The 14,167-nt window shown below is 60.6% G+C and carries 14 protein-coding genes; 5 read left to right on the plus strand and 9 right to left on the minus strand.

All coding sequences use genetic code 11. The features are described 5' to 3' along the window. Positions 1-10: 10 nt before the first annotated feature. The 5 genes from FHT69_RS01750 to FHT69_RS01770 all read right to left on the minus strand — a co-directional run bounded on the left by FHT69_RS01750 (position 11) and on the right by FHT69_RS01770 (position 4,150). A complete protein-coding gene (locus FHT69_RS01750) occupies positions 11-328 on the minus strand; it encodes an ArsR/SmtB family transcription factor (protein ID WP_003561417.1) in 318 nt (105 codons plus the stop codon). A gap of 116 nt (positions 329-444) precedes the next feature. Next, positions 445-1,194, minus strand: coding sequence for a HugZ family protein (locus FHT69_RS01755; protein WP_029867901.1), 750 nt, complete (start codon positions 1,192-1,194; stop codon positions 445-447). Positions 1,195-1,225: 31 nt separating this feature from the next. Beyond that, on the minus strand, positions 1,226-2,278 hold the full coding sequence (gene choV, locus FHT69_RS01760; RefSeq protein ID WP_029867902.1) for a choline ABC transporter ATP-binding protein: 1,053 nt from the start codon (positions 2,276-2,278) through the stop codon (positions 1,226-1,228). Next, entirely contained in the window at positions 2,275-3,120 is an 846-nt protein-coding gene (gene choW / locus FHT69_RS01765; RefSeq protein ID WP_024319499.1) for a choline ABC transporter permease subunit, read from the minus strand. The genes choV and choW overlap by 4 nt, the downstream gene beginning before the upstream one ends. Before the next feature lie 73 nt (positions 3,121-3,193). Next, positions 3,194-4,150 (minus strand): choline ABC transporter substrate-binding protein, encoded by a 957-nt coding sequence (locus FHT69_RS01770; RefSeq protein WP_029867903.1) that lies wholly within the window; start codon positions 4,148-4,150, stop codon positions 3,194-3,196. A 237-nt stretch (positions 4,151-4,387) separates the two neighbouring features. Between FHT69_RS01770 and FHT69_RS01775 the strand changes: the two genes are divergently transcribed. The 3 genes from FHT69_RS01775 (at position 4,388) to FHT69_RS01785 (ending at position 7,416) form a co-directional block, all read left to right on the plus strand. Then, positions 4,388-4,990, plus strand: coding sequence for a thymidine kinase (locus FHT69_RS01775; RefSeq protein ID WP_029867904.1), 603 nt, complete (start codon positions 4,388-4,390; stop codon positions 4,988-4,990). 73 nt (positions 4,991-5,063) lie between these two features. After that, the gene (locus FHT69_RS01780; protein ID WP_183904833.1) at positions 5,064-6,137 is read left to right on the plus strand and encodes a hypothetical protein; all 1,074 of its coding nucleotides are present in this window, start codon (positions 5,064-5,066) and stop codon (positions 6,135-6,137) included. A 148-nt stretch (positions 6,138-6,285) separates the two neighbouring features. After that, the gene (locus FHT69_RS01785; protein ID WP_183904834.1) at positions 6,286-7,416 is read left to right on the plus strand and encodes a DUF2333 family protein; all 1,131 of its coding nucleotides are present in this window, start codon (positions 6,286-6,288) and stop codon (positions 7,414-7,416) included. A gap of 47 nt (positions 7,417-7,463) precedes the next feature. On the opposite strand, the gene FHT69_RS01790 is transcribed toward FHT69_RS01785, so the two are convergent. Continuing rightward, the gene (locus FHT69_RS01790; protein WP_029867908.1) at positions 7,464-7,925 is read right to left on the minus strand and encodes a PAS domain-containing protein; all 462 of its coding nucleotides are present in this window, start codon (positions 7,923-7,925) and stop codon (positions 7,464-7,466) included. A 46-nt stretch (positions 7,926-7,971) separates the two neighbouring features. Further along, positions 7,972-8,697 (minus strand): helix-turn-helix transcriptional regulator, encoded by a 726-nt coding sequence (locus FHT69_RS01795; protein WP_183905363.1) that lies wholly within the window; start codon positions 8,695-8,697, stop codon positions 7,972-7,974. A 331-nt stretch (positions 8,698-9,028) separates the two neighbouring features. On the opposite strand from FHT69_RS01795, the gene FHT69_RS01800 reads away from it, so the two are divergent. Further along, positions 9,029-10,678, plus strand: a complete 1,650-nt coding sequence (locus tag FHT69_RS01800; RefSeq protein WP_183904835.1) for a hypothetical protein — start codon at positions 9,029-9,031, stop codon at positions 10,676-10,678. 60 nt (positions 10,679-10,738) lie between these two features. On the opposite strand, the gene FHT69_RS01805 is transcribed toward FHT69_RS01800, so the two are convergent. Next, complete coding sequence (locus tag FHT69_RS01805; RefSeq protein ID WP_080759844.1) at positions 10,739-11,269, minus strand: TIGR00645 family protein; 531 nt, start codon at positions 11,267-11,269, stop codon at positions 10,739-10,741. A 157-nt stretch (positions 11,270-11,426) separates the two neighbouring features. Between FHT69_RS01805 and FHT69_RS01810 the strand changes: the two genes are divergently transcribed. Then, positions 11,427-13,106, plus strand: a complete 1,680-nt coding sequence (locus FHT69_RS01810) for a formate--tetrahydrofolate ligase (protein ID WP_029867912.1) — start codon at positions 11,427-11,429, stop codon at positions 13,104-13,106. 67 nt (positions 13,107-13,173) lie between these two features. Here FHT69_RS01810 and FHT69_RS01815 read toward each other — a convergent pair whose 3' ends face one another. Beyond that, positions 13,174-14,121, minus strand: a complete 948-nt coding sequence (locus FHT69_RS01815; protein ID WP_063474510.1) for an extensin family protein — start codon at positions 14,119-14,121, stop codon at positions 13,174-13,176. Positions 14,122-14,167: the final 46 nt, after the last annotated feature.

Here is a 14,167-nt window from a genome sequence, read left to right on the forward strand (position 1 = left end):
AGCGCTATCATCAAGCGGCGGATCTATTCCTGTTTTGCACGAGGTAGATATCTTCGAGCGTTGCCAGAATTTTCATGACCGGCTCGGAGGTGCTCGAATAGTAGATGGTTTGTGCGTCCCGTCGGGTCTTGACCAGCTTTTGAGCGCGCAGTTTCGACAGGTGCTGAGAGAGAGCCGACTGGCTGAGGCCGACCTGCGTCGCCAGCACACCGACGGCGACTTCGCCCTTCACGAGGCTGCACAGGATCAGCAATCTCTTCGGGTTGGCCATGGCCGACAATAAAGCTGCCGCCACGTTCGTGTGATCGGCCAAATCAGAGGTTTCCATATGTTATCTTCCTAATGCGAAACGTACATCATGCGTGCTGGCACTGGCCCCTCAGCCGAGATTTTGACTGATGCCAAAAACTAGCAACTGGGGTCGAAGATTGTATATACCTAAATTTAAGGTATCGAGTATGCTATTTTAGATATGTTTGAACAAATGTGATCGGCATCCACAGCGAGGGTTTCGAACTCGTGTCGCAGCAGAAAATCGCCGGAAATCATGTCGAAACCTGAGGAATCGATACCACAAATACGCCAAGAACCCGATTCCGGCGCCTTTAGGCGGTCAGCGAGCCTTTCGGCCACATCGGGGTGACGTTCTACTAAATCTCGCACTGCTGCCGTCGCTGCGGCGGCGATCTCCTCATTCGCGGCCGACTGGATTATCAGATCGTTGCCATCGAGCTGGTAGGCGCGGCCGAAGCCGCCATTGAGGCTGGCCTGCTCCGGCTTGAGACGGAAGAAGAGGAAATCAGGGAAGTCGATATAAAGCTTCGCCTTGGTGTGGCGATCGAGAAAACGTGTGCGGATACGTTCGTAAAACGGGTGCCCGCGCTCGACGGCTTCCGCCAGGCATTGGGTCGTCAGACGCCCGTGGGCGAGGGGATCGCCCCTGCCGGGCTCGCCGGTCAGGAGCGAGGCGCGCGGGTCGCTGCCGAGCGCCCTGGTATGGGCCGACAGCCTCGAAACCAGGATGACGGGCGTGCCGTCGATGTCGATCGCGACCAGCACGCGGCTGGCGAAGGGAAAGCCGGTCTCGGGGTCGAGAACGGCAATCGCCGCGTGCCGCGCGGAGCGCAGAAGCACGCGGGCGAGCTTGCGGGCCTCGTCGTCGGTTTCGCGTAAGGGCGAGGGCTGATCTTTCATATCCGCTTTGTGGCAAAGCGGACGGAAAACATCAAGCGTCCTGCTTGCGGCGATGGCGGGTGAGGCCGGCGACGATATCCTGGGCCGAGATGGTGCCGACGATCGCGCCGTTCTCGACGATGCCGATACTGCCCGGCTGGCGGGCAAGGGCATCGAGGACATCGACGAGTGGCGTCGCGGCACGGGCCGTGGCGCTGACGCTCATGCCGGCGGCAGTCTGGCCGAGGCCGGGCTGCATCACGTCGGCCGCCGTCAACATATTGATCGGATTGAGGTTCTGCACGAAATCCGCGACATACTGGTCGGCCGGGTTCTTGACGATGTCATGCGGCGTTCCGCACTGGATGATGCGGCCGCCCTCCATGATGGCGATGCGGTTGCCGATGCGGAAGGCCTCGTCGAGATCATGGCTGACGAAGAGGATGGTCTTCTTCAGCCGCCGCTGGAACTCCAGGAGTTCGTCCTGCAAGCGGGTGCGGATCAATGGGTCGAGTGCCGAGAAGGGCTCGTCCATCAGCAGGATCGGGGCGCCGGTGGCAAAGGCGCGGGCAAGGCCGACACGCTGCTGCATGCCGCCTGACAGTTCGTTGACCTTGCGGTCCGCCCATTTCGTCAGGTTCACGAGTTCGAGCTGCTCACCGACGCGGACCTTGCGTTCGGCCTCCGGCATGCCCGCGAGCTCGAGACCGAAGCCGACATTGTCGGCGACGGTGCGCCAAGGCAGGAGGGCGAACTGCTGGAACACCATGGAGACGGTGTGGGTGCGCAGGTCGCGCAGGGCTTTGGCATTGCATTTGTAGGGGTTGACGGAGCCGGTGGCGGCCGAGACTGCGACATCGCCGCGTACCACGGGCGCGAGCCCGTTGACGGCGCGCAGCAACGTCGATTTGCCGGAGCCGGAAAGGCCCATCAGCACCAGGATCTCGCCCTCCTCGATCGTCAGCGAGGCATTGGCGACACCTAGCACCAGGCCGGTCGTGGCGCCGATTTCGTCGCGCGTTTTGCCCTGGTCGACCATGGCAAGCGCGGTTTCCGGCCGGTCGCCGAAGATGATGCTGACATTGTTAAAGCTTACCGCGGTCATGCGCCGCCTCCTTCACCCGCCGTGCGGAACATCCGGTCGAGAATGATCGCCAGGATGACGATGCAGAAACCCGCCTCGAAACCCTTGGCGATATTGACGGTATTCAGCGCGCGGACGACCGGCACGCCAAGCCCGGGAGCGCCGACAAGGGCGGCGATAACGACCATCGACAGCGACAGCATGATGGTCTGGGTGAGGCCCGCCATGATCTGCGGCGTGGCGAACGGAAGCTCGATCTTGCGTAGCACCTGTATCGGCGTCGCGCCGAAAGCGACGGCGGCTTCGACGAGCGAAGGCGGCGTCGAGATGATGCCGAGCCGCGTCAGCCGGATCGGTGCGGGGATTGCGAAGATGACGGTGGCGATCAGCCCGGGCACCATGCCGAGGCCGAACAGGATCAGCGCCGGGATCAGATAAACGAATGTCGGGATGGTCTGCATGAGATCGAGCACCGGGCGCATGGCGGCATAGACCCAAGGGCGGCGGGCGGCGGCAATCCCGAGCGGAATGCCGATCACCATACAGACGAAGGTGGCGGCGAGCACGAGGGCGAGCGTCTCCGTCGTCTCTTTCCAATAGTCCTGGTTGACGATGAGCAGCAGCCCGAGACAGGTGAAGACGGCGACCGCGATCGACCGGCGCAGCCAGAAGGCGATGGCGGTGATGGCAGCGATGACGATCAGCGGATGAGGCTTCTGCAGCACGAAGAGCAGGCCGTCTATGGCGCTCGATAGCAGGAAGGCGATCTGGTTGAAGAACCATTCGCCGTTCGAGGTCAGCCAATCCACGAAGGATTTGGCCCAGGGGCCAACGGGAATCTTAAATTCGGTGATCCAATTCAAGGGGCGCGCCTATCCAGAAAAACAACAATCGGACAAAAATGAAACGGGGCGGCGAGCCGCCCCGTTCATGTCATCAGAGACCGAGGCCGGTCTTGGCGGCCGCCAGTGCGTCGCCCTTGCCGTCGCGGGTTTTGACGCCCGCAAGCCAGGGTTCGATCGCCGAGGGGTTCGCCTTCAGCCATTCGGAAGCCGCAGCCTCCGGCTCCTTGCCGTCGTTGAGGATCTTGCCCATGATGTGGTTCTCCATGTCGAGGGAGAACGTCAGGTTCTTCAGCATCGCGCCGACATTCGGGCATTCGTCGAGGTAACCGGCCCGCACGTTGGTGTAGACCTTGGCGCCGCCGAAATCCGGACCGAAGATATCGTCACCGCCGGTGAGGTAGGTCAGCTTGAAGTTGGTGTTCATCGGATGGGGCTCCCAGCCGAGGAAGACAACGGGCTTGCCGGATTTGTCGGCACGCGCGACCTGAGCGAGCATGCCCTGCTCGGAGGATTCGACGACTTCCATATCCTTCAGGTCAAAAGTGTTCTTCTCGATCATGTCCATGACGAGGCGGTTGCCGTCATTGCCAGGCTCGATGCCATAGATCTTGCCGTCGAGATCGTCCTTGTGAGCGGCGATGTCCTTGAAGTCCTTGATGCCGAGCTCGGCGCCCTTGGCGTTGGTGGCGAGCGTGTACTTGGCGCCGACAAGGTTGGGGCCGAAGGATTCGACCGACTTATCGTCGAGGTAGGGACGGACATCCTTTTCCTGTGTCGGCATCCAGTTGCCGAGGAAGATGTCGATGTCCTTGTTCTTCAGCGAGGTGTAGGTGACCGGCACCGAAAGGACCTTAACATCGGTCTGATAGCCGATGCTCTTCAGAATGACGGATGCGGTGGCGGTGGTGGCGGTGATGTCAGTCCAGCCGACATCCGAGAAATGCACCGTAGAGCAGCTGTCTGGATCTGCGGCGAAGGCGGCGGTCGCAACGGAGAGGGCGGCGACGGCAGTTGCAGTGACGAGTTTGAATGTGCTTGTTGTTTTCATTTTAGACTCCCAGTCTTTAAGTTCCCAAGCCAACCATCAATAACCGAGTTTGACAAGCGACCTCAGTGCGTTTGCGTCGTATCGACCCATGCGATTGCGACGTCGGCGGATTTTTTCGCGACGCCCTGTTTTCGGGGCTTTCGGCGGTTTTTGAGCGTGGATTCCTGTGATTATCGCCGCCACGGGGCTTTTCTTTGCCATTCCGAGCTTTCAATAAGCCGATTAAGGAGAAATCGGATGGCAAAACTCTATTTCAACTACTCGACGATGAATGCCGGCAAGTCGACGATGCTGCTGCAGGCCTCCTATAATTATCAGGAGCGCGGCATGCGCACCGTGCAGTTGATCGCCGCTTTCGACGAGCGCGCGGGCCGGGGCGTGATCGGTTCGCGGATCGGCTTGGAGGCGAGCGCCATTCCCTTCGAGCCGCACGAGGATCTGTTTCGGCTGGTCGCGACGTTGAGCGGCGAAGGGGCGCCGATATCCTGCATCTTCGTCGACGAGGCGCATTTCATGACGCCTGTCCATGTCTGGCAGCTTGCCAGGGTCGTCGACAGGCTCGGTATCCCCGTCATGGTCTACGGGCTGAGAACCGATTTCCAGGGCAAGCTGTTTCCGGCCTCGCAGGAACTGCTGGCGATCGCCGACGAAATGCGCGAGGTGCGCACCATCTGCCATTGCGGGCGCAAGGCGACGATGGTGGTGCGACACGACGCAGAGGGAAAAGTGTTGCACGAAGGCGCGCAGATCGATGTCGGCGGAAACGAGAAATATGTCTCGCTCTGCCGCAGGCATTGGGACGACGCGATGAACGGTGCCTGGATCGCCGAGCCGGTCTGAAGCCGCGAAGCTGCCTGTTTTCTTTGGCGCCGCAAGCGACTAGCTTGAGCAGGAGATTCCCTGGAGAGATCAGGTGCGCAAACCCCCGCCATTCGACGGCCAGTACGAAGTCGCAGGCAGACTTGCCGAGAGCATTGCGGCGGAGGGAGCCTATTGCGTGGCTGCGATCGGCGCCTTTAGCGGTGACGAAACACGGTCGGCCGACGAGATCTTCATCGAGCAGAATGTCCGCTTCCAGGCCCATATCGCCGATGCTGCGGGGCTCGACGCCCAACTGGCCGAGCTGGTCTTTGCCCTCGACCGGCTGACGGCCGAGGTTTCGGCCGATCTCGACAGCTTCCGGGGGCTGACGCTGCGCGAGAAGATGGCCGGCTGGCTGTCGCGCCAGCGGATGTGGCGCATGTATACCTCACGTGTACGTGAGGCGCCCGTCATCGAACGGCTGCTCGATCTTTTGGCGAAATCGGACGCGCTCGCCAGGCTGATCGCCGGCCAGCGCGCCTTGCTCACCGAACGGCACAAGGCAGCCGAACTCAGCCTCGTCGACATTGTCGAGCAGCGGCGCCGGCTGGTCGTTTCCATCGATATCGCCCGCCTCAAGATGAAGGAGCTCAATGCCAAGGCGCTGACGACGCAGGGCCGTATCGGCGTCTATGGCAACAGGGTGCATTGGGAGCAGATGGAGGCGGAGCGGCGGGCGTTGAAGGCGGAGGCCGAGCGGATTTCCGCCGGCGAGCACGAGATGCGCGACGATAGCCAGCGGCGCGAGCGCTTCATCGGCCTGTTCCAGGCTTTTGTCGATTCGCTGAACGGCCGGATCGCCGCCTGCAACGTGCTGCTGCGCAAGCTGATGATCGATGTCGAGGAGCGGCTGATCATCTACCAGGCGCAGGTCGATACCGACCGGCCGGGCATGAAGATGCGGATCAAGCCAGAACTCTTTCCCGATATCGCCGCGCCGATCCGGCTGTTCGAAAAGGGCATGCTGGTCGCCCAGGATCTGGAGCGACGAAAGAGCCGCGCCGATCTCGAATTCGCCAGGCGGTTTCCGACCTATGCCGAGCCGCCGCCGGCAACATCGGGAGCACCTCTGATCGACACGGCGCGCAGGTCCTTCCGTTTCAACCTGCCTTTCCTGCGTTCCTGATCGCCGGGCGCGTTGCGCGCCCTTTTTCGCCATAACTTCAATCCGAAAAATCGAGAGGCTGTTGTTGTGCTCGGGCCATCGAGCGCATATGTGGAAGCAGCGGGGCGGCAATGTCCCGATGTTCGCCTCGCCCTGACAGGAGACGACGATGCTTGACGGGATTGCCGGTTTTTTCAGGCTGATCGGCCAGACGATCGGCCGCTGGGCCCGCCTGTTTGCCGCTTGGGCCTTCTGGCCTTTTCTTGCCGCACATGGCTGGTATCAACGCCGGAGCTGGATGATCCGATTGCCGGTCATCGCGTTGGTGGCGCTGTTCGTCGTGCTTTACGGCTATTTCTTCTGGCAGACGCAGATCTGGACGAATTTCAACACCGCCTTCGTCGACCAGTACCGGCTTTCCGAACGCAAGGTTGCCGCCGGGCAGGACGTGCCGGTCGCTGAAGGAGCCGATGCGACCGCGCCAAAGACCTGCCAGCGCTCGGCGATCGTCGACGTCGCGGCCGATCTGACCGATTTCAATGTGAACCAGAACGCATGGATTTCCTCCATGCTGCTCTACAAGATGGGCTTCTTCGGCATCGACTGGGATCACACGCCCTTCCTCGACAACAAGGCGTCGTTCCAGCGCGGCGTCAACCAGGCGGTCCGGCGGACCTCGGTGGAGCTTGTCGACACGCTCGGGCGCGTGCGCGGCACATCGGGTATCAACAACGACCTGCAGCGCGCGCGGGGCAATCTGCAGTTCGACGAATATAGCTGGTATTTCGGGTTCAATCCCTTCGGGCCGAAGACGCCGACGCCTTCCTATTACCGCTCGGCGATCGGCAGCCTGCGCAAGTTCAACACTGATCTCGCCCTCTGCAACGCCATTTTCGATGGCCGTGCCGACAATCTGGTGCAGTTCATCGACCGCATCGCCAACGATCTCGGCGGCACCTCGGATATGCTTGCCGAGCGCTCGGAAAACCACAATCGCGGCTGGTTCGATACCCGCGCCGACGACCGGTTCTGGTTCGCCTACGGCCAGCTCTACGGCTATTACGCGATCATGGCGGCTGCCCAGGCCGATTTCTCGCAAGTTGTGTCGGAGCGCAATCTCGGAGCGATCTGGGGCGGGACCATGCGACAGTTCCAGGCGGCGCTGCGCATCCAGCCGGCGATCATCTCGAACGGGCGCGAGGATGGCTGGATCATGCCGAGCCATCTCGCCACCATGGGCTTTTATATTCTGAGGGTGCGCTCGAACCTCGTCGAAATCCGCTCGGTGCTCGACCGCTAATCCCGCGCGTCCAACAGACGAGCTAATCAGGCGTTATCGCTGTCGAGTCAGCGAGACGCCGTGTTGTCCTCGAAGCCGACGACACGCAGTTTCTCGACGAATTCGTAGGTGATGCCGACGATGCCGCTGCCACTTTCATCGTCACGGAAGCGGCCGACGCTGCGCACCACCTTGTAGCCGCCAAGCCGGTTGTCGACACGATAGACAAAATGGAAACCGGCGCGGTGAAGGCTCGCCTCTTCGAAGGTTTGAGCGATGAGGCTGCGGTCCTCCTCATGAATGCGCGACATCAGCTCTGTCAGATTGACGGGGCCGTCGCTGTAGGGGAGATCGAAGATCGTGTGCACATCCTCGCTTGCAAAGAAATGTCCAGTCTCGATGTCGATGCGCCAGAAGCCGAAAAGGCGATAGGCAGCAAGCATCTGGACAATTTCCGCATCGGTGATGCCGATGTGGGCGCGGGATTGCGCTGTCTTGTCAATGACGGGCTGTTCGAAACGAAGAGACACGATTCCCCCAGATCACGGGACGACGTGCCGACTCTCTTCTGATGCCTCAGTTGATCAGCTTCAATCGAATTGCCTTAGCTACCAACTGGGTGCGGTTGACGCAATCGAGTTTTTTGATCGCGTTCGTCATATAGGCGTTCACCGTATGGTCCGAGAGCGCCAGGATCTGGCCGATTTCGATCGAGGTTTTGCCTTGGGCAGTCCAGCGTACAACTTCTAGTTCGCGAGTCGACAGCGCGTTATGCGCGCATTCCTCGTTGCGTTTGACTGCATTGTATGCATCGAGTGCATGCAGAATGATCATTGCCAACTCATTGATCTCGCTCTGGCCGAGTGCGGCGCGGTCGCCGCAGAACCAGAAGACCAACCGTTGGCCATCGGCTGCGATGGTCGGCATGGCGACGCCTGCCGGTATGGCATGGCGCAGCATCAGGGCACGCAGTTCGGCAGGAAAGGCCTGACCATTGACGGTGTCGTTGAGGTGCCAGACCGGCGGCACAACGGACTCTCTCAGCCGCACGCCAAATGGACAACCGCGCATCATGTGGGCGCGATCAAACTCCCTGACATAGGCGGCCGGAAGCGAACTCTCGATCAGCAGCGGTTTCAAAAGAAGGTCTTCGGGAGAAGGGGCGTGCATCAGCGTCGCATGCGACAATCCGAAGGCTGTGGAGATTCTGCCGAGCGCCTGTGCAAAGAGGCCACGTGTTCGTGCAGTCGCAAGCTCTGCCGAAAGCAATGACTGTCTTTCAGAGGTAGTCATGTAAGACATTTGTACGCCTCCGGCAGCCCCAATGTTACCGCTATCAAACACAGAAAGGCGGCGGGATGCTAGTCCCAACCGACTTGGCGCAAGCCGATTCATTCAAATTGTGAAAAATTAGTCACAGTAGATCGCGTCTTGGTTGAGTTTCGACTTGCAAAAATAGCGTTGCGGTATCTTTGGCTCCCGCGTGGCCGCAAGCGATGGATCTCACGCAGCCGGACAGGAAGAGAATCACTTCGGGAAAGAGGTTGGGCGGTAACCACCAGCGAAATCTGGCTTGCTGCGGTTCGATGCAATTGCTAATCGTATTCTCATGTATAACTGAGGCGATTTAATCGTGCGCTTTGCAATTTTTGTTTTTCGCAAGCATCTGTTTTTCCTTATATTACTCGCCCTGTTATTTTTGAGCTTGCCGATCGGTGCCGCGATCTCACAGGCTGCCGAGAAGAAGAAGCAGGCGGGGCAGGCGCCAATGCGTTTCATCATCGTACGAAGCCTCCTCTGCATGGAAGACTGTCGTGAATGGATATCGGCAGAGGGGCGCATAACCACCGATACTCCCGGCCAGCTCCGAAAAATTCTGAAGAAAATCGGGGATCGGAAATTGCCGGTGGTCTTTCAGTCAGAAGGTGGTGAGGTCGATGCTGCCTATGCGATGGGCCGGATGATCCGCAAGGCCGGTCTGGAAACAGCCGTTGGAGGCACGCGACTGAAGGATTGCCCAGCGGACGATACGCGCTGCGCCGCCGCTATCGAAAAGGATGGCAGCTCGGTCGGCGTCACCTATTCGGATGGCGCATACTGCTTTTCCGCATGTCCTCTGGCTTTCGCCGGCGGTACCTCGCGCGTCTCGTCGCAATGGGCTTTCATCGGTGTCCACCAGATCACGACCGTCTACAAGAGAGAGCGTGTCTCCTATCGCATCGAATACAAGATCGTGAATGGCAAGAAGACGGAAATTTCCCGCAAGGAGGTTGGACGCAAATCCGCGGGGCAGAGTAGTTCCACTAAACTTGGAAAGAAGGCGGCCGCTGCCCTGACGGGCTATTTGAAGGAGATGGGCGTCAGTGCCGATCTGATCGGTTTGATGTTGAGTACCCCTCCTGATCGCATCACTATCGTACCGCCAGCAGATGCACTTCGCATGGGGCTGAACACCGACATGCTGGCTTACAATGAGTGGCCGGGCATGCCGCTCTGCGTGGCGGGTGCAGCCACTGATGCCGCCTGCCACGGCCATTCGGCGGTCGAAGCGGCTGGGGCGCCCGCAACTGCAGACACAAGCGAGAAACAGCCGACAACTCTGCCGATGGACTTTCTCCTGATGTATCATGGCAATTGCCAGGAGGAGTGCACGCAGTGGATTTCTGCGGAAGGAGACATCACGCCGGATACCCCGGCTCGGCTGGCGGCAATCTTGAAGACGCTCGGCGAAAGAAAGCTGCCGCTCGTTCTTCAGTCCAATGGCGGGGACATGGATGCGGCTTTCGCGATGGGGCGTGTGATCCGTGCGGCAGGTCTGGAGACCTCGATTGGCAGAACGCGGTTGCCGAACTGCCCGACGCTCGATCCGCGTTGCAAGGCGAGCATGGCCAAAAGCGGTCCGACGGAGGGGGAGGTCTCTGCCGGCGGTGCATACTGCCTTTCGACCTGTACTCTCGTCTTGATGAGCGGAACGCCGCGGATTGTCGGATATTCCGATATCGGCCTTGTCAGACCCACGACGGCTGAAGATAGGAAATTCTTCGCCTATTTCGACGAGATGGGCGTTAATGCCGAGTCTTTCGAGACGATGATGCTCGCGACCTCGATTGAGCGAAAGAATATTCCTCGTTCTCAGGCGCTCGAGCTTGGCATCGTCAACGGGATCATCCCTTACGGTGATGAGCCCGGTGATCGCCTATGTGGACCCGATGCCAAGGAAAGTCTTCGATGCCCCAGAAAAGCTGAGGCAGAGATCGCTCCTGTAGCTGCGGCCTCGAATTGATGCGGAAAAGAACGCCGGTGTGCCCACTCACTGACGTGGGACAATCAGTTCGTCGTCCCTTTACCCCTTGTCCTTCAAATCATTTTTCGACGTCACGCTCATCAGCTTCTCCAGGAAGCCGAGCATGACGGCGGAGGCGACGAAGGCGAGGTGCATGAAGGTCAGCCACATGATCTTGCCGTCGGCATATTTGTCGGCATTAAGGAAGACCTGCAGCAGATGGATGGAGGAAATGGCGACGATCGAGGAGGCGACCTTGATCTTCAGGCTGCCTGAATCGAGCTTGCCGAGGAAGGAAACCTCGTTGTCAGCCTCACTGGCCTCATCGAAGCGGCTGACGAAATTCTCGTAGCCCGAGATCATCACCATGACGATCAGGCTGGCGACGAGGGCTGCGTCGATCAGACTGAGCATGGCAAGGATCATCTCCGCTTCGTCGAGCTCGAAGACGCCGGAGGCGATCTTCAGGAGCTTGTAGGCGAAGGAAACGGCATAGACGGCGAGCGCCGCTACCAGGCCGATATAGAAGGCGACGAGGAGCCAGCGGCTCGACAGGATGATGCGCTCAATGATGAGTTCCAGTGACTTCATGTTTTCACCCTGTGAAACCGCAATCGTTGACCGCCACATAAACGCCCAGCGTGGTTGCCGCAAGGCGTGGCGCTATTCACACTTCGCCGATATTTCGCTATCTCGATAAGGGGAAAACAACGACTCTGCGTCCGCGGAGGTCGGACGGGGGACATCCATGCCAGCCATCAAATCCGATATCGAAATCGCGCGCGCAGCTGCCAAGAAGCCGATCTTCGAGATCGGGGCGAAACTCGGCATTCCGGTTGAGCAACTCGCTCCCTATGGTCACGACAAGGCGAAGGTCAGCGCTGAGTTCATCGCGGCGCAGGCAGGCAAGAAGGACGGCAGGCTGATCCTCGTCACTGCGATCAATCCGACACCGGCGGGCGAGGGCAAGACGACGACCACCGTCGGGCTCGGCGACGGGCTGAACCGGATCGGCAAGAAAGCCATCATCTGCATCCGCGAGGCTTCTCTCGGCCCCTGTTTCGGCGTCAAGGGCGGGGCGGCCGGCGGCGGTTATGCGCAGGTCGTGCCGATGGAAGACATCAACCTGCATTTCACCGGCGATTTCCATGCGATCACCTCGGCGCACAATCTGTTGGCGGCGATGATCGACAACCATATCTACTGGGGCAACGAAGAGAATATCGACATTCGCCGCATCACCTGGCGGCGGGTCATGGACATGAACGACCGGGCGCTCAGAAGCATGGTCTCCTCGCTCGGCGGTGTCGCCAACGGTTTCCCGCGCCAGGGCGGGTTCGACATCACCGTCGCCTCCGAGGTGATGGCGATCCTCTGCCTCGCCACCGATCTCAAGGATCTGGAGCGGCGGCTCGGCGACATCATCATCGGCTATCGCTTCGACCGCACGCCGGTGCATGCGCGCGACCTGAAAGCCGACGGCGCCATGGCGGTGCTCTTGAAGGATGCGATGCAGCCGAACCTCGTGCAGACGCTGGAGAACAATCCGGCCTTCGTGCATGGCGGACCCTTCGCCAACATCGCCCATGGCTGCAATTCGGTGACGGCGACGAAGACGGCGCTGAAGCTCGGCGACTATGTGGTGACGGAAGCAGGCTTCGGGGCCGATCTCGGAGCGGAGAAATTCTTCGACATCAAATGCCGCAAGGCCGGACTGAAACCGGATGCGGCGGTCATCGTCGCGACCGTCCGGGCGCTGAAGATGAATGGCGGGGTGAAGAAGGAGAATCTCGGCACCGAGGACGTGGCGGCGTTGAAGAAGGGCTGCGCCAATCTTGGACGGCACGTCGCCAATGTGCGCCGGTTCGGCGTGCCCGTCGTCGTGGCGATCAATCATTTCGTCTCGGATACCGACGCCGAGATTGCGGCGGTCAAGGAATTCGTCTCAAGACTCGGCGCCGAGGCGATCCTCTGCCGCCACTGGGCGCTGGGTTCGGCCGGCATCGAGGAACTGGCGCACAAGGTGGTGGAACTGGCTGAATCCGGCCAAGCGAAATTCCAGCCGCTCTATGGCGACGACATTTCGCTGTTCGAGAAGATCGAGATCGTCGCCTCGAAGATCTACCATGCCGGCGAGGTGACGGCCGACAAGGCGGTGCGCGACCAGCTACAGACATGGGAGGAGCAGGGCTACGGCAATCTGCCGATCTGCATGGCGAAGACGCAATATTCCTTCTCCACCGATCCGAACCTACGCGGGGCGCCGGAAGGCCATGTCGTCACTGTGCGGGAGGTGCGGCTTTCGGCGGGCGCCGGCTTCGTCGTCGCCATCACCGGCGAGATCATGACGATGCCCGGCCTGCCGAAATCGCCGTCGGCGGAGCGGATTTTCCTGAACGATCAGGGTTATATCGAGGGCTTGTTCTGATCTTCAGAACGCTTGCTCATCTGTTCGACGGCCTGATTCAAGCGTGAACCGCAACTCGTTGAAATGATTAGTGGCAATAGCGATAGCCGCCCTTCCTCTCGATGACGTCGAGATGGAAATGCGTCTCGTGGGCCGCGTCGCTTTCGGGGTCGAGGACGGTGGTGAAATAGAGGCAGCCGGCGGCGCTGACGGTGCGCTGGAAGGCGCCGGTGAGCGTCGGATCCTCGCGGCGGGAGCGGACGGCGACATCCTCGCCCTTTTCGAAATGGAAACTCGCAATATCGATGGCGTTGCCGCGGGCATGTTCGGAGATCTTGCCTGTTCCGGCGCCATTACGCAGGCGGCACATATAGGCCGTTGCCTGGTTGACGGTGGTGATGCGGCCCTGCTCCGGCAAGGCGGCGGAGGCGGCCGGGATGACGCTGTCCTTCATCCAGCGGGCAAGGGCGAGTGCTGCCGGGCAGCGGAGCGTCGCTTCCGGCTTCAGGCTGACGCCGGGCAGGGCTTCGGAGACGATGATCGGTTTGTCGATGCCGCAGCCGTTGCCGTCATCGATACGCGGCGTTTCCTTGAAGACGACGCCCAAAGCCCGGAGTGCGGCCGTGCATTCGGCGTGCTCGGTGTCGCTTTCGGGTTCGATCGTCAGATGCTGTTCTTCGAGCGTCTGCTCGGCTGGCGGCTTGTTTTCTTCAGTCGGGGTCTGCGGGCTTTCAAGCTTGCCCGGGGGCAGCGGCGGGCCTTGCATGGGTTCGGCCGGCGCAGGCTGGGCCGGTTCGGCCCCCGGCGTCGACGGCTGGCTCGGTGCCTCCGGAGCCTTTACATCAGGTTTCGGCTGAGGGGCCGGCACCTCTTCAGGCGCGGGCGGTTCCGCCTCCGCAGGCGGGACAGAGGTGGGGCTGCTCGTCTCGCCGGCATCGGGCCGAGGTTGGGGCAGTGGACCTTGTGGGGGCAAGCGGGCGCCGGCAAGAAAGGCGGTAGCGGCGATCAGGATCGCCAGTATCGAAAGTTTTCTCAACGCATCCGATTCCCTGCTGCCGATAGTTAGGGATAATGCGCGAGGG

This window comes from Rhizobium sp. BK008 (assembly GCF_014197345.1).
Taxonomy (GTDB): Bacteria; Pseudomonadota; Alphaproteobacteria; order Rhizobiales; family Rhizobiaceae; genus Rhizobium; species Rhizobium anhuiense.